The 16,182-nt window shown below is 37.9% G+C and carries 14 protein-coding genes, 2 other RNA genes and 3 pseudogenes; 4 read left to right on the top strand and 15 right to left on the bottom strand.

The features are described 5' to 3' along the window. Positions 1–274: 274 nt before the first annotated feature. From ACHUFV_RS15960 to xylA, 4 genes are all read right to left on the bottom strand, one after another. A complete protein-coding gene (locus ACHUFV_RS15960) occupies positions 275–1,327 on the bottom strand; it encodes an aldose epimerase family protein (protein ID WP_394236136.1) in 1,053 nt (350 codons plus the stop codon). Next, complete coding sequence (gene xylB / locus ACHUFV_RS15955) at positions 1,327–2,838, bottom strand: xylulokinase (RefSeq protein ID WP_394235828.1); 1,512 nt, start codon at positions 2,836–2,838, stop codon at positions 1,327–1,329. The genes ACHUFV_RS15960 and xylB overlap by 1 nt, the downstream gene beginning before the upstream one ends. A gap of 65 nt (positions 2,839–2,903) precedes the next feature. Continuing rightward, a complete protein-coding gene (gene xylE, locus ACHUFV_RS15950) occupies positions 2,904–4,292 on the bottom strand; it encodes a D-xylose transporter XylE (protein WP_394235826.1) in 1,389 nt (462 codons plus the stop codon). 173 nt (positions 4,293–4,465) lie between these two features. After that, positions 4,466–5,806: a xylose isomerase gene (xylA, locus tag ACHUFV_RS15945; protein ID WP_394235824.1), complete on the bottom strand. Its 1,341-nt coding sequence runs from the start codon at positions 5,804–5,806 to the stop codon at positions 4,466–4,468. A 294-nt stretch (positions 5,807–6,100) separates the two neighbouring features. Between xylA and xylR the strand changes: the two genes are divergently transcribed. Both xylR and ACHUFV_RS15935 read left to right on the top strand, forming a co-directional pair. After that, positions 6,101–7,243 (top strand): transcriptional repressor XylR, encoded by a 1,143-nt coding sequence (xylR, locus tag ACHUFV_RS15940; RefSeq protein WP_394236134.1) that lies wholly within the window; start codon positions 6,101–6,103, stop codon positions 7,241–7,243. Positions 7,244–7,265: 22 nt separating this feature from the next. Next, a complete protein-coding gene (locus ACHUFV_RS15935) occupies positions 7,266–8,249 on the top strand; it encodes an aldo/keto reductase (protein WP_394235822.1) in 984 nt (327 codons plus the stop codon). Positions 8,250–8,378: 129 nt separating this feature from the next. Here the strand turns inward: ACHUFV_RS15935 and ACHUFV_RS15930 are convergent, their stop codons facing one another. The 3 genes from ACHUFV_RS15930 to ACHUFV_RS15920 are packed head-to-tail and all read right to left on the bottom strand — an operon-like array spanning position 8,379 to position 10,803. Further along, the gene (locus ACHUFV_RS15930; protein WP_394235820.1) at positions 8,379–9,395 is read right to left on the bottom strand and encodes a glycosyltransferase; all 1,017 of its coding nucleotides are present in this window, start codon (positions 9,393–9,395) and stop codon (positions 8,379–8,381) included. A gap of 39 nt (positions 9,396–9,434) precedes the next feature. Further along, entirely contained in the window at positions 9,435–9,866 is a 432-nt protein-coding gene (locus tag ACHUFV_RS15925) for a hypothetical protein (RefSeq protein ID WP_394235818.1), read from the bottom strand. Continuing rightward, on the bottom strand, positions 9,856–10,803 hold the full coding sequence (locus ACHUFV_RS15920) for a phosphodiester glycosidase family protein (RefSeq protein ID WP_394235817.1): 948 nt from the start codon (positions 10,801–10,803) through the stop codon (positions 9,856–9,858). Before ACHUFV_RS15920 ends, ACHUFV_RS15925 begins: the two co-directional genes overlap by 11 nt. Before the next feature lie 279 nt (positions 10,804–11,082). Here ACHUFV_RS15920 and ACHUFV_RS15915 point away from each other — a divergent pair, with 279 nt between their 5' ends. Continuing rightward, positions 11,083–11,685, top strand: coding sequence for a putative immunity protein (locus ACHUFV_RS15915; protein ID WP_394235815.1), 603 nt, complete (start codon positions 11,083–11,085; stop codon positions 11,683–11,685). Between the two features lie 529 nt (positions 11,686–12,214). After that, positions 12,215–12,598 (top strand): YkvA family protein, encoded by a 384-nt coding sequence (locus ACHUFV_RS15910; protein WP_394235813.1) that lies wholly within the window; start codon positions 12,215–12,217, stop codon positions 12,596–12,598. On the opposite strand, the gene ACHUFV_RS15905 is transcribed toward ACHUFV_RS15910, so the two are convergent. From ACHUFV_RS15905 to ACHUFV_RS15875, 8 genes and pseudogenes are all read right to left on the bottom strand, one after another. Next, on the bottom strand, positions 12,595–12,741 hold the full coding sequence (locus tag ACHUFV_RS15905; protein WP_394235811.1) for a hypothetical protein: 147 nt from the start codon (positions 12,739–12,741) through the stop codon (positions 12,595–12,597). The two genes, ACHUFV_RS15910 and ACHUFV_RS15905, sit on opposite strands and share 4 nt — an antisense overlap. Further along, positions 12,738–13,691, bottom strand: coding sequence for a tRNA dihydrouridine synthase (locus ACHUFV_RS15900; protein ID WP_394235809.1), 954 nt, complete (start codon positions 13,689–13,691; stop codon positions 12,738–12,740). Before ACHUFV_RS15900 ends, ACHUFV_RS15905 begins: the two co-directional genes overlap by 4 nt. A 420-nt stretch (positions 13,692–14,111) precedes the next feature. After that, positions 14,112–14,219: an MFS transporter gene (locus ACHUFV_RS15895; protein WP_394235807.1), complete on the bottom strand. Its 108-nt coding sequence runs from the start codon at positions 14,217–14,219 to the stop codon at positions 14,112–14,114. 157 nt (positions 14,220–14,376) lie between these two features. Next, positions 14,377–14,643, bottom strand: an RNA gene (ffs, locus tag ACHUFV_RS15890) — signal recognition particle sRNA large type. Positions 14,644–14,708: 65 nt separating this feature from the next. After that, an RNA gene (rnpB, locus tag ACHUFV_RS15885) (RNase P RNA component class B) lies at positions 14,709–15,088 on the bottom strand. Between the two features lie 33 nt (positions 15,089–15,121). Continuing rightward, positions 15,122–15,360, bottom strand: a pseudogene (locus tag ACHUFV_RS15880) (tyrosine-type recombinase/integrase); the annotation flags it as partial. A gap of 390 nt (positions 15,361–15,750) precedes the next feature. Continuing rightward, positions 15,751–15,892 (bottom strand): annotated as a pseudogene (locus ACHUFV_RS27435) (aldehyde dehydrogenase family protein); the annotation flags it as partial. Continuing rightward, positions 15,886–16,180, bottom strand: a pseudogene (locus tag ACHUFV_RS15875) (aldehyde dehydrogenase family protein); the annotation flags it as partial. The pseudogenes ACHUFV_RS27435 and ACHUFV_RS15875, both read right to left, overlap by 7 nt. Positions 16,181–16,182 lie beyond the last annotated feature (2 nt).

The following is a 16,182-nucleotide window of genomic DNA, read 5'->3' as shown; positions in this document are numbered from 1 at the left end:
TTATATCATATATTAATGCCCCGCCCTTGAGTGTGAATATGTCAACATTTTAACATCCCTGTATTTCTGCAGCTTCTTTGTAGATAATCTATCCCATTTCTTCAGGACAGACATGTGAGAAAGTATTTAACTCCACTATTATTATCATATAAAATTTATAAAATGAGAAAAGACATTTTGAATGTTTCAAGTAAACATAAATAAAGCAGAAATCAAATTTGATTCCTGCTTTTACTTAACTATTTTGATTGCCTCTTCTTTGAAACCCTACTTTTTACTCCATCAGTTTGAAACTGTATTTGGTTCTTGAATGATAAATATGGTTTGGCTCTAAAATATATGAAGAAGAATACTGTGGATTGTTCATCATATTAGGCGGCTTTTGTGTCTCAAGACAAAGTCCTAGATATTTTTCAGACTGTTTCCCTCTTATTTGAAAATCATTTGGTAACATATTTCCTGTGTAGACAACCACACTTGGTTCGTCTGTTTCTACTTCTAATTTCCGTCCACTCTCCTTATCCATCACTACAATTTCCTTATCATGATTCTGATTAAGAAGAAATGGATGGTCATATCCTGAACCTACTAGTTTCGTTTGTGGATGACCTGTTTCAATTCCCTGTGCGATGTTCTGACCAAAGCGAAAATCAAAAGCAGTTCCTTGTACAGATACTACCTGTCCAGTCGGATTAAGGTCTGAATCAAGCTCTAAAAACTGATTACTTTTTAAAACTAATTCATGATCTAGTATGCTTCTTTTATAATTTCCACTTAAATTAAAATAAGAATGGTTGGTTAAATTGACGATCGTTTTTTTATCAGTAGTAGCATTATACTCAATGACAAACTCATTTGCATTATTAAAGGTATACGTAACTACTGTATGAAGATTTCCAGGAAAGCCTTCTTCCCCATCTTGACTCATATATTGAAACTTAATTTTGACCTCTTGATCATTGATTTCTATGGAGGATTCCCAAATGACATGATGAAAACCATTCTGCCCACTATGAAGATTGTTCGGCCCATCGTTTTGGGACAGCTTATACACTACGTCATCTAGTTGAAAGGACGCATTTTTGATTCGCCCTGCGTTTCTGCCAATCGTGCATCCAAAATAAGGTGAATATTTCATATACTCTTCTAATGAATCAAAACCAAGAACCACATTCTCCCTTATACCGTTACGATCTGGAATATTTATTTCTGTAATAATGCATCCGTATTCTATGCAGGTAAATTTCATCCCACCTGCAGTCTCGACCGTATAAGATTTCACCGGCCTGTTATCTAAATAACCAAAGATTGATTCACTTACTCTCATCACTCAAGCTCAATCCCTTTTCTCAGGTCGAATAACTGGTGATTAATCGCAACCGTATGTGGATAGACATCTTTATACACCTGGTAAAATTCCTTATATCTTTTTACATTTTCAGGCTTTGGTTCATACACTTTGTCCTCTTTAATAAATACTTGAGCACATTCCTTAAGTGACTCAAACCATCCTAGACCAGCAGCAGCAATCATCGCTGCACCCATTCCAGGTCCTTGTTCATTTTGCAATTTTACCACTTTTGCATTAAACACATCCGCTTGAATTTGCAACCACAGCTCACTCTTGGCACCCCCGCCAATTGAAATCACTTTATCAATGTTCTTGCCATGGTTTCTAAAGATTTCCACGCTTTCATTAATCGAAAAAACAATCCCTTCGATAACAGCGCGGGTAAAATCAGCCATCCTATGAGACCCATCAATCCCCGTAAAGGTTCCTCTTATTTTTGCATCAGCATAAGGCGTACGTTCTCCAACTAGGAAAGGTGTAAAGATTAGTCCATTTGCTCCAATAGAAGATAAAGCTGCGTCCTCTAATAAAGCTGTAAAAGATTGCCCCTTAGCAAATGTCTCTTTAAACCAGGTTAAGCTATATCCAGCAGCAAGTGTAACACCCATAGTATAGTAGGAATTCTTTTGTCCATGATTAAATAGGTGTACTTTTCCGCCGAAATTTTTATTTTTATCATTCTCATAAGAGAGGAACACACCGGATGTTCCAATACTGCAAAGGGCTGTGCCTTCTGATAAAATCCCAGCTCCAATTGCACCACAAGCATTATCTGCTCCACCAGCAAACACTTTGACATCTGATGACAGTCCCGTAATCTCCGCAATCTCCGGTAACAATGTCCCGACAAAATCTTCTGTTTCCACTAAAGGCGGACAAATAGTAGAAGGGATTTCAAAGGTGCGGAGAATTTCGTTACTCCATGATTTATTGACAACATCTAGAATGAGAGTGCCAGCTGCATCCGAGTAATCCATATTGATTTTTCCTGTTAAACGATAACGGAGATAATCCTTTGGCAGTAAAAATACGCTTGTCTTTTCAAAGATTTCCGGTTCATTCTCTTTTACCCAAAGAATTTTTGGAAGCGTAAAGCCTTCCAGTGCTGGATTCTTTGTAATTTCAAGTAGCTTGCCGCCTAATTGTTGATCAATTTTCTTACATTGTGGTGTGGTTCTTGTATCGTTCCATAAAATAGCGTTCCGAATCACCTGATTCTGTTCATCAAGAAGGACTAGACCATGCATTTGTCCGGAAAAACTAATACCCGCTATGTCATGTTTGTTTAAATTTGCATCGTTCACTAATTGTTTTAACGCTTGAATGGTTTGTTCTACCCAATCTTCGGGATTCTGTTCACTATAGCCCGGTTTCTGCTGAATAAGTGGATAGTCTTTAGAAACTGCATAATGGACCTCTCCATATTGATCAACGAGCAGTACTTTCACAGAACTTGTCCCAAGATCAACACCAACCACATATTTCATATTGTTTCCCCTCACTAATCTTTTTTTATCAAACGCTGCCCTTACCTTTTCATTTTTGATGAAGTCTAGGCCGGTTTACTCCATGTATCTTCCATTTCTTCAAGCGTCTTACCCTTTGTTTCCGGAACAAATTTCCAAACAAAGATAGCAGAAAGTACACTCATTAAACCGTAAAACCCATAGGTTAAAGTCCCGCTATACTCCATCATTGCTGGATAAGTAGAAGAAATAAAATAATTTGCCGCCCATTGAGCTGCTACAGCAATTGCCACCGCACGCCCACGAATTTTAATTGGAAAGATTTCCGAAATAAGCACCCAGCATATTGGACCCCATGACATCATAAAGGAAGCCGTATAGATAACGATAAAAATTAATGTTCCAAATCCAATCGCACCGGTATAAGCCATGCTGGCAACTCCAAACATACCAATTGCCATACCAATTGAACCTATCATTAATAAAGGCTTTCGTCCCCATTTGTCTACCGTCATAATGGCTACAACCGTAAAGACAACATTGACTAATCCCATCACAGTCGTTTGTAGCATTGAGGCGTCTTTTCCTGCCCCCATACTCTCAAAAATTCTTGGAGCATAATACAAGGCCACGTTGATTCCAACAAATTGCTGGAATACCGATAGTAAAATCCCGATAACGATTACAGTTTTTCCATAAGTAAATAGTTTCTCAGAAGTAGCATCAACTGTTTGTTTTATTTCTTCTAAGATCACCTTCGCTACTTTAGTACCGTTAATTTTTGTAAGAATCGTTAATGCCTTATCATCCTGATTTTTTAGAGATAAATAACGTGGAGTTTCAGGTACCATCATTAATAATATTCCAAACACTAGGGCGGGTGCACTTAAGGATAAAAACATGTATCTCCAGCCAATGTCATTTACCCATTCTTGCGTTTCACCACTGGATATAGCAAAGTTAACAAAGTAAGCAACAAGCATTCCAAGAATAATCATAAATTGGTTAAACGAAACGAGTCTTCCTCTAATATGCGCTGGTGCCACTTCACCAATATATATCGGAGAAACAGCTGAAGCTAAACCAACACCAATCCCACCGATAATCCGATAAAGATTAAAGGCAATTAGTAACCCAATGGTCGGTTCTCCCTTTGTAAAAAACAAAAACTCAGGATAGGCAGCTCCAAAAGCTGAAATTAAGAAGAGTAATGCAGCAATTAGAAGGGAATTCTTCCGGCCAAATCTTGAAGCAAAAAATCCTGAAATGAAACCACCAATGATACAGCCAATTAAAGCACTCGAAATGGTAGCCCCATGTGCAAAAGCCCCCAAGCCTAAGGGATCAACTAAATATTCTTTAATAGATTCCTCCGCTCCGGAAATGACAGCAGTATCATATCCAAACAACAGACCTCCAATAGCAGCAACAAGTGTAATTCCAAAAAGATAAAAAGAATTCTTCTGTTGTTCCATAGTTTTATTGAAAGACAGTTCCACGATTATTATGATACGACTCTGCATAATAGCGCTTACATATCATAATAGCCTGTCTTTATCCTCCTTCATTTTTTAGTATTTGTTAAAAATGAAGGACCCACTGTAAACAATTTCAATGATTATCTAAATAGTGGGCCCATCAGGAAGGATTATTCTACCTCTAAAAGATATTGATTTAATGTTGCTTTTAATTGCTCTGTTCTACCAGATTCATTCTTAATTGTAGAATTATTAAGTGCATACTGCTCTAATGTGTGGAAATTGGCTCTTCCTTCTACAATTTCAAGTCCAATTCCTTCTTTATAAGAGCGATAACGTTCTGCAATTACATTTTCAAATACACGATCTTCTTTTAATTTATACGCAACCTTTAATCCTCTTGCGAATGCATCCATACCAGCGATATGTGCATAGATTAAATCTTCTGGTTCAAAAGAGGTTCTTCTTACCTTGGCATCGAAGTTTAATCCGCCACTGCCTAAGCCTCCATTTTGAAGAATTTCGTACATAGCCAATGTTGTAGAATACAAATCTGTTGGGAATTCATCTGTATCCCAGCCAAGAAGCGGATTACCTTGGTTTGCATCCACAGAACCTAGCATTCCATTAACTCTTGCCACGCTTAGCTCATGTTCAAATGTATGTCCTGCCAATGTTGCATGGTTCGCTTCAAGATTTAATTTGAAATCTTTATCTAATCCATATTGTCTTAAGAAAGAAATCGTTGTTGCTGCATCTGTATCATATTGATGTGTTGTTGGTTCTTTTGGCTTTGGCTCAATTAAAAATTGACCTGTAAATCCAATTTCTTTCGCATAATCTACTGCCATGTGCATAAATCTCGCTAAATTATCAAGTTCTAGTTTTAAATCTGTATTTAGCAATGTTTCGTAGCCTTCACGACCACCCCAGAATACATAGTTCTCTGCTCCAAGCTCTTTGGCTGTTTCTAATCCTTTTTTCACCTGTGCTGCTGCATATGCGAACACATCAGCATTAGAGGAAGTAGCTGCACCATGTACAAAGCGTGGATTTGTAAACATATTCGCTGTATTCCATAATAATTTCACATTGCTCGTTTTCATATGATCTTTAATCATTTCAACAATACTATCTAAGTTTTGATTAGTTTCTTTTAATGAACTACCTTCAGGTGCAATGTCGCGGTCATGGAAGGCAAAATATGGAACTCCAAGAATTTCAAATAGTTCAAACGCTGCTTCTACTCTTGCTTTTGCTAAATCCATTCCAGTGAATCGTTCCCATGGTCTTTGCATAGTCCCGACGCCGAATGGGTCCGTACCATCAGCTGTAAAAGTGTGCCAATAAGCAATTGAAAATCGTAAATGCTCTTTCATTGTTTTTCCTGCAATGATTTCTTCAGGATTATAATATTTAAATGCAAAAGGGTTCATCGACTTCTTTCCTTCAAAATTTACCTTGGTTGCGTTTTCAAAAAATTTAACACCGCTAATTTGAGTTTGTACCATAACAAATTCCTCCTAATATTTTGTGGAAATTACGAAGTAAGATTGAACAAAAAGAGCTTTACTTTTTTTATGAAAAAATTATTTATTAGTTAGTTGGTTGGAGCAACTAACTAACTTGACTACATAATATAAAATATCTTTGAATTTATCAAGACCTATTTTTGAATATTTATTGTCAATTAAAAGCATTTTTGTTGTATACTAATCCTATGTACAATCATTTAATTGCATTATTATGTGTTTCTTCAGTAGCTAACACTTAATTTAATGGACAAACAAACCGAGGTGAATAATTTGAATATTGCTGATCAAGCATTAGTAAAAAAAATAAATCAAGAATTGCTATTGAATCAAATCTTGAGCCATTCACCTATTTCAAGGGCCAAGTTATCCGAAATAACCGGATTAAACAAATCTACTGTTTCTGCACAGGTTAACACGTTAATAGAAAAACAGTTAATTTTTGAAATAGGCCAAGGACAATCCAGAGGCGGAAGAAAACCCGTAATGCTCGTTTTTAACAAGAATGCTGGATATTCAATTGGTTTGGATCTTGGAGTAGATTATATTAATGGGATTTTAACCGATTTAGAAGGTAATATCCTTCAAGACTGTTACCATGATTTAAATGAGCTTGCTCCCGAAAAGGCACTGGAGATTCTCTTTTCAATTATTAAAGGTTTTTTAAATCAACTACCTGATTCTCCATATGGCCTTACTGGTATCGGCGTTTGTGTGCCTGGACTTGTAGATAATAACCATATCGTCTTTACACCCAATTCCTACTGGAGCCAGTTCGAATTACAATCGCTTTTACAACAAGAATTTAATGTACCTATTTTTATTGAAAATGAGGCAAACGCTGGGGCTTACGGTGAAAAAAAGTTTGGCAGTGCATCGAACTTCAATAATCTAATCTATGTCAGCATTAGTACGGGAATTGGCGTTGGGATCATTATTAATAATGAGTTATACAAAGGGATTAATGGTTTTTCTGGGGAAATGGGTCATATGACAATTGACTTCAATGGTCCAAAATGCAGCTGTGGCAACCGTGGATGCTGGGAATTGTATGCATCTGAAAAGGCATTGTTTAAATCCTTAAAACATAGAGTTTCTTATCAAGAAATTACGAATCTAGTGCAGCAAAATGATGTTGACACATTAAGTTCCTTACAAAATTTTGGCTTCAATTTAGGAATTGGTTTGACCAGCATTCTTAATACATTTAACACAGAAGCGGTTATTTTAAGAAATCATATCATTGAGACTCAACCAATTGTTTTAAATTCAATTAAAAATACCGTATCTTCAAGAGTATATCCTCAGCTTAATTATCAATATGAATTAATCGTATCCTCATTGGGGAAAAATGCACCAGCATTAGGAGCATCCTCCATCGTAATTGAGAATTTTCTAGATATTGTTAAGGTGTAAGGAAAAAGGAGACGGAATGCATATGAAATATCGCACATTAGGTAACACCGGTTTAAAGGTAAGTGAAGTTAGTTTTGGAACATGGGCTATCGGTGGAGATTGGGGGACAATCAATGACGAAAGTGCCCTACAATCTATTCACTATGCAATGGATCAAGGCGTTAATTTCTTTGATACAGCAGATGTTTATGGAAATGGACATAGTGAAGAATTGCTAGCAAAGGCAACAAAGGGAATGAAAGACAAGATTTTTATTGCCACAAAATTTTGCCGCAAAGGTGACATCAATGCTCCAAGTAATTATTCTTATGAAACGGTCCGTTCTTATTGTGAAGCCAGCCTGAAACGTTTAGAACGGGATACCATTGATTTATATCAAATTCATTGTCCCGCAACTGAGATTTTAAGAGATGGCGAAGTCTTTCATGTTTTGGATCGTCTGCAGGGGGAAGGAAAGATAAGAAACTACGGTGTGAGTGTTGAATCTGTAGAAGAAGGTCTTATCTGCTTAGAACAACCTAATGTGAAAACATTACAAGTTATTTTTAATATTTTCCGGCAAAAACCATTAGAAACGCTTTTTCCTAGGGCTTATGAAAAAGGCGTAGGTATTTTAGCAAGGGTTCCACTAGCAAGCGGATTACTTACAGGAAAATATTCAAAAAAACACGTTTTTGAGGATAATGATCACCGCCGCTTTAATGAAAATGGTGAGGCTTTTAATGTAGGAGAGACATTTGCCGGTTTAGGATTTGAAAATGGAGTTGAACTAGCAGATCAACTAAAATGGATAGCAGATGGAAGACCATCAATGGCTAGTGCTGCCCTGCGATGGATTCTAGATCAAAAGGAAGTTTCCTGTGTGATTCCTGGTTTCAAAGATGTGCAGCAAATCGATAGCAATTTGCAAGCATTAGACGTTACATCCTTTTCGAAGGTAGAACAAGAAAAACTCCGAAATTTTTATAATGAAAAGGTAAAAGGTTTGATTCGAGGCAGTTATTGAGTTCGAATAAATTTCAAAACGAAAATACGTCCCTATCCTATTTTAATTCAATAATAAGTATAGGGACATCCCACATGTTGATTATGGATACCTGCTTGCCATTGCTCAAGCATATTTCTATGAAAATAGTCACCTAACAAAAACAAACCTTCTCTGAAACCAATAACTAAACAGAAAAATGGTTGTTTCAGTAAAAATCTTAGCTAACACCAAGGAAAGCCCAATGATACTATAATAAAAATCGATGACGCCGTAGTTCGCAAACATGACAACGATGGCAAGGATTATATATCTGGCCAGGGAACTGATAACCGATTGATCCTTAAGCTTTGAAAATACATAATGTCTATTTACCGTGTAATTAAATGACGCACTGCAAACCCTTGCCACTACTACGGCGAGGAATAAATTGGAGGTAAAGAGCTGAATGATCACTAGAAGCAAAAAATCAAGCACTGCAGATGTAAGAGAAGACAGACTGAATTTTATGATAGGTAAGTATACAAGAAAAGAATCCTTCAAAAAATGAAAATGGGATGACTTGTTTTGTTCTAAATACACGGTATCTATATCCATCTCATAAAAGCTATAGCCCGCTGGAACTGCCTCTAATAGCATATTCATTTCATATTCAAATCTCTCACCCGGAATCTCACAAAGCCAAGGAAGCATCTCGATTGAAAATCCACGAAGACCTGTTTGTGTATCATACACCTTAGCACCACTAACAAAAGAGAATACCGTCCTTGTTACACTGTTTCCCAACTTACTGCGATAGGGAACCTTTCCTGAAAATCTCCTGGTACCGAGCACTAGTGCATTTTTGTGATTTTTGACGGCCTCAGCAATATTGAGGATATCTTTCGGTAGATGCTGTCCATCACAATCTGCCGTAACAACCCCTGTATTCTCCTTTGTCTCCTGAATATAGTGAAATCCCGTTTTTAAAGCTGCTCCCTTTCCTCTATTTTTCTCATGGATTAAAACCGTACACCCAAGAGTAGAAACAGTATCAAAAATATGTTGATAGTCCTGTCCACTTCCATCATTGACAACTACAATCTCACAGTCGCATGTATCTTTCAAATCATGGATCAAGTTTAGTAATCTAGTATTCGGTTCATAAGCCGGAATTAAAATGATCATAAATTCACCTTCTTTTCATTTAAAATGAAGAACATATTCTCAAGCTAAATCATTTGTAAGGTGCTTCTGATTAGCTGCCATAACGATCAAAATAATCAAGCCTGCTGCAAGGAATCCCCAACCAACCACATGGTAATAGATTAAATGCGGCGAGTTTGTACCGGCGATTTCAAATACACCCTTTAGCAGGCTGGCAAGGGTCAGTGTCGCAATTCCTGAGTTATGGATATTTGAAAATACCCGGCAGCCAGCAAAATGAATGATATGTGGAAAAAGCTTACTAACGATAAAATAAAACAGCGTACCTCCAAGCAGCGGATATAAAAACATCCAGGTCATAGCCACTGAATCTACTCCATGGCTAAAAACTCCATACACCTGATCAAAAACGACAGCCGCTGCTGACACAATCAAGTAAGTCAAAATTGTTTTTCTTAGCTGGCTTTCATTTTTTCTCGTATTAATAGCCAATATAGACAATGTCGCTCACCTTTCTTTCTCCCCTATTTCCTCTTCCACTGGTAGGCTGATTGATCACTTTACCGTTAAAATACATGGTTGAGGATCCACCGCCGTCCAGATTATAAGCTACCGCGCAGCCTTTATCCTTGAGTACCTGTGCAAGCTGCAGAAGAGAAAGTCCCGCACTCTCGCTCGTACGCCCATCGGATACAACGACAACATAATGAAGGTCGGAAATCTGGCCGATGGCCGTTCTAGGATTGCTTGACATCGCCTTTCCTACTTCACTGGAGCTGTTTACAACCACTTCCCCATCTTCCACAAGGCCCGGGCCGAAGGATAATACCTGCCACGCACCCTGGTCGCTTAATGAATCCAAGCTTACCTCCCCTTCTGCAACAACGGATAGATTGCCATCCTTGTCTATAACTAATGCATCATTTTCTCCGCTCCTGGCTGTCTCTCTGTATGCAACACCGTTACGAAGCACATAGCCGCCATCTCTAAATCCGTAATAATCTCCGTTTATGGCAAAAATTGCGTTGTTCTCCTCTGCCATGTCAGAGGTTGTGGCGGTTATATTTCGACCATACGTATGATTGGCGAGTGCTGTTTTCAGGTAGGATGGCTCGGAAACCTGAATATCTGCAATATAGATGTTTGAATCATACTTGCGGACCGTTTCAAGCGTAATTTTAATATTCTCATCCTCATAGGAGCTGTCAGTAACAGCTGCCTCAGACTGAGACTGCGATTCTGTTGAGGTTTCTGTGGAGGATGAACCCGAAGAATCCTCCTGTGTTGCTTTTGAAGCTGAAACAATAGGAGCATCTGCTAATGATTTTGGCAGAACAAAGGTATCTAGCAGTGTATAGGCAATGGTGACTGTCAGTATAATGGAGTAAATAGTAGCCCATCTGTAAGGTTTAGATAAAAACTTTCTCATTACTGAACCGACCCTTTCTTAAAAGAGTTAGAAAAACATATTTATGCTGGACTTATCCTATGGAAGCTCTTGTGATTTTCTATACTCAAAATTTATAGTACAAAGCTTAAAATTACCTTAAATGGAATGGTGCTCTCAAAGCAGCCTAAGAAGACTTTGTTTCGTTAAATTTTGAACCGTTTTAAGGAAAACCATGGTTTTTTGGCATTATGTGGTAAAATACAGATGATGAAAATGCAGTTCTTCAACGGGCAGGAAATGAAATGAGGCGAGAGTTAAATGTTTTCGGATGTCAAACTCAAAATAAAGAAAAAAAATAAAATCCTATTTTCTCGTGACAGTCTTTGTTTGCAAGAATTGATCAAGTTAATTCAAGTGCAAACTCACCGAACTCTTGTGATGTGGGCTTTAGATTGTGCAAAATTGCCTTTAAAACAATTTGAAGAAAAGTACCCTAAGGAACGGAGACCTAGAACCTGTTTAGAGCTTTGTGAAGATTGGGCAAGAGGCAAAGTCAAAATGCCAAAAGCAAAACAGGCCATTTTAGGTTCACATACCGTGGCAAAGGAAATTGATGACAGTGAATACGGAGATTTATGTCATGCCATTGGTCATGCAGGAGCTACTGTTCATGTGGAAACACATGCTTTGGGATTGCCTTTCTATGAATTGACAGCGATTGTCAGAAAGTACGGAAATGATAACTTTTCAGAACCAGTAAGTGAAAAAATAAATTACTATTATGAACGTTTGCAATACTGGCAAGAAACTACTGACACACTTGAACTTGATTGGGCGAATTTTTTGTTAGATGATACCAAGCCTAACAAGGAAAAATTGTTGAGCGAAAAACAAATGTTAAAGCAAAAAAATAATGAATAACCTTTTTTTATCGATAATTTCCTTATAGAAGGGCTTGAACTACTTACGGTACGTGAAACATGCATATATTTAGTCTGAATCAAATGAAAAAAGACACCCAATATGTGAAACGGGTGCTCGTAAAAGGTGCAAAACAGTATCTATCTGATTATTAAATGGCTAAATCATTCTGATTTCCTGTGATTGAAAAATAAACGGAAAAATTTCGCTTATCTTGGGAAATACCTATATTTCTCTCAAAATAGAGGGAACTTTTCCGTTTATTATATCCAAATCCTTGGATTTCGTCTTATTTAGAGGAGTGTATCGGAATATCTCCGTTTATATCTGCTTCTTAAGGCCGCCCCTCGTACATTAGCCGGAAATTCTCCGCCTATGAATTCACTTACCTGTTTCATTTGTCCACTCAAAGTATGTTATGTAACCTGGTTTTTCACATTTGCACATCAAAAGAGATCTCGTTAGTATGAGTGTCTCATGCAACTTTGTTATAATAATAGGAAAATCTTAAGTATTAGTAGGAGCAAAAATGTTCAATAAAATGAAGGCGTGGGCGAAGAGTCTAAAACGACAGATATTTATCCTTTATTATGCTTGTAAAGATGAGCGAGTTCCATGGTATGCAAAGGTATTTACTGCTTGTATTGTGGCCTATGCGTTTAGTCCGGTTGACCTAATACCAGATTTCATACCCATTCTAGGCTATTTAGATGACGTCATTCTTCTTCCGTTAGGGATCATGTTTGCCTTAAAGATGATACCAAAGGGTGTATTATCTGACTGTGAAGTGAAAGCAGAAGAGCTTATGCAAAAGGGTAAACCGAGGAATTGGGTGGGTGGTTCAATCATTATCTTAATTTGGATCGTCATTACGGTATGGGCTGTTATGAAAATTTATCCACTCTTTAGCTAACGAGTCGCATAAATTTTTCTTAGGCACTCGACTTTTTTTATGGATGCAGAGGGAACAGCAATTGTTCCAGATCGCTTTAAAGAACCAACTGCCCCACCTGCATTAAACTCATGTACTATTTTGGTAACTCTCCCTGTCATCACTCAAAGTCATTGAGCATGGCACGCACTTCATCTGTTGATTTCGTGTTCATCAATCGGTTTCTTAATTCAGCAGCTCCAGGGAATCCTTTGACATAAATCTTGAAAAAGCGATGAAGCCCTGTGATTGAGCGTGGCAGTATTTCCGCATATTGATCTTGTAAATCAAGCTGCAGTCTTAAGAGATCAAGGTATTCTTTACTGGTATGCTCTTTTGGTTCTTTTTCAAAAGCAAATGGATTTTTAAAAATACCTCGTCCAATCATAATGCCATCAATCCCATATTTTTCAGCAAGCTGCAGCCCCGTTTGACGGTCAGGAATATCTCCATTGATAGTTAGCAGCGTATTGGGTGCGATACGGTCACGTAATTTTTTAATTTCTGGAATTAGCTCCCAATGCGCATCTACTTGGCTCATTTCCTCTCTTGTACGCAAATGGATAGAAAGGTTCGCAATATCCTGCTTTAAAATATGCGTTAGCCATTCCTCCCATTCCTCTATCTTCTTATAGCCAAGTCTTGTTTTCACGCTGACAGGTAGTCCACCCGTCTTTGCTGCTTGAATAAGATCTGCCGCAACATCCGGACGCAGAATAAGGCCACTACCTTTCCCTCTTGATGCCACATTCGGCACAGGGCATCCCATATTAATATCGATGCCTTTAAATCCTAGCTCTGCCATGCCAATACTCATTTGACGGAAATATTCGGGATTATCCCCCCAAATATGCGCCACCATTGGCTGCTCATCTTCTGTGAAAGTTAAGCGGCCACGCACACTTTTTATGCCATCTGGATGACAATAGCTATCCGAGTTTGTAAACTCTGTAAAAAATACATCTGGTCGACCGGCTTTACTTACTACGTGACGAAAAACAACATCCGTCACATCTTCCATTGGTGCAAGTACAAAAAATGGTCGTGGTAAATCACGCCAAAAATTATCTATCATATTTAAATTCAAATCCTCTCATAATGGGATATCCCGGCAAGCTCTTGTTCCCAAAAATAAAAAGCAAGGATTTCCCTGCTTAGATTTATACTTATATCGTGCTTAAGCTCTTGTTATAAAGCAATAGTCAATTTTAATCATTATACATTTTAATATTACCAAATAAAAAGTGCAAAGAGAATTGGGTAATAAGAGGAAATTTGAGGCACAGGTCTAAAATCAAACATACTGGTATTCCTCCTTTGAAAACAAAAATAGACCAATCATCTGTTAGGATAACTGGTCTTCGTAGTTATAATAATTTTTATTAGACAGCGGAAGCTAATTCATCGTAAATGCATTCTTCAATAATTTTAGTAATCGTTTTCATTTACTCACCATTGAATTAATTTCTACATCTTCTTCATTTTCATTAAAGTTTTATGCTAGGATACTGTTGGAAGTCCATAAAAAGAATGTACAGATTGCCATCGCTGTTCCTTTAATTCGTAATGGAAAAATTTCCGCTAGCAATACCCACATTACCATTCCCCAAGTAAATCACCATTTCGTTGCTTTCTGGATCAATATATATCTTATTCGTTTCTATTTTACATAAACTGAATATATTAATAATAAGTAAAAAGGTCGGTACTTCTAATTGCTTAATAAAAACAATTAGAAGTACCGACCTTTTATATGTAAACCGTGCATCCTATTCTCGACAGGAACAACCAAGCGTTACTTACAAAAGGTAACTCGAACTAGGCTACCCTACGGCACATGGAGAAGACTACTTATGGCTGCTTCCTTCCGGACCTGACCAATTTCATAGGTATCCATTGCGCAGGACCCAATTGTCAACGCTCACTTTTGTAAGGCAGACCTTACATGTTCAAACCTCATATAGGCATTCAACCCCGCTATAGCGGATTGCGGGTACAGGGCACCGCTAACTCCCCGTCTAGCACGGTATGTATATGAAAACCATACCTTATGTTATATGCAAAACGATGTAGATGATTCGGCCCATGAAATGGCTGTAAGCCAGGTTCTGTTCCTGTGTGCTCAAACGATGCCAATCTTGCACAGACAGGTGTAGTCATATAACTATCGATCGATTTGACCGATCCATCCTTTGGTTCACTTCCCGCGGGATGGTGCCCCTACCTAAGTTTGGGTTGCTCGCTCGTGGGGTTTACCCCGTTCCATTTCTTCCGTTTCCAGAAGAACTCCGTTACTGTGGCACTTTCAGGATAATCTCAGCATATCCATAAGGACTTAGCTGATTTCTCCGCCGTCAGAGATTAATCTCTGCCCACCTTTACAGATGGCACGAACACTCCGGGCATCTCAGCACCGGGCGAGCCTGGACTTTCCTCAACTCATGTACACATGAGCCGCGACTACTCACCATTTCATGTTTGTTTCGTTCATCACTACGAGAATAACTATAACATCCATTCGCTTAAAACTGCACTAGTAGAAAGATTCCAGATATGGAAGGTTTTAAGTAAGCCCGTATTCATAGCTCTTATCAACCATTTACAAAACGTATGAAAGAAAATATGTGGAGTTATTTCATATTCAGTAGACTATATCCTTCGATTATAGTTTAGATCCCCCGCACAGTGTACTTTGGAGACCTTTGACTGTAGAACAAATAGGGAAAGGGGACCACATGTGGCTTTCCATATCAACCACATAATCAGGAACAACTGAAAATTTCCTGCCTCTATTTTGAAGAAACAGATAAATTTTTTATTGAAAATCCAGAATCCCTTCGCATTATGGAAATTGTAATAGGGAATAACACCTTTTCAAACCTTTCCAAACTTAGTACAGGTACAGTCATGGTTCCTCCAATAGTTACACAACCTGTCCATCTACGATTGCTACGTGAGTATTTTCCCTGGTTACTTCTTGCACCAGCGTTACGCCAGGTGCAAGAAGTTTATCCTAAGATTTGTAATTCACTTATGGGAAATCTCTTTTATTACTTATACTCTGTAGTATTGTAACGAGCGGTTACGGCTTTTCCGTTCGCATGTAATGTACCGTAGAATGAAGATTTCCATCTAGTGATAACCGATGCTGCCATACAACGTTCACCTGCTGAACCAAATGCAGCACCAATAACATTAGTAATTGCTTTCATTTAAATCTGTATCGTTTAAAACAATTGTTTGGTATTTCACACCTGTCAATACTTGAACACGTTTTCAATTTCACGTTGTACTTCCCCTAAAGACTCACTGAATGAATTTCCGTTTTCAATTGTCACGAGTTTTACCAGTTCATCTTTATGGTCAAATAATAATTGTTGGTATTTGAATAAGATACGTGCTCGTCCATGAACAGCAACTTTTCCCTAGTTTTAAATGCTACCTGTGCTGCTTGTTCAACATCTTCAAGTGTTGATAAGGAACCTCTGTAATTGCTTCTCTTATTGCAGAATTATACACTGTTTCATATTGAGTTGCTTTACTTTCCTTTCTACCATTCACCATTG

It is taken from the genome of Niallia oryzisoli, from assembly GCF_043641075.1.
GTDB lineage: Bacteria > Bacillota > Bacilli > Bacillales > Cytobacillaceae > Bacillus_BD > Bacillus_BD oryzisoli_A.
This window is presented reverse-complemented; position numbering and strand designations above follow the sequence as displayed.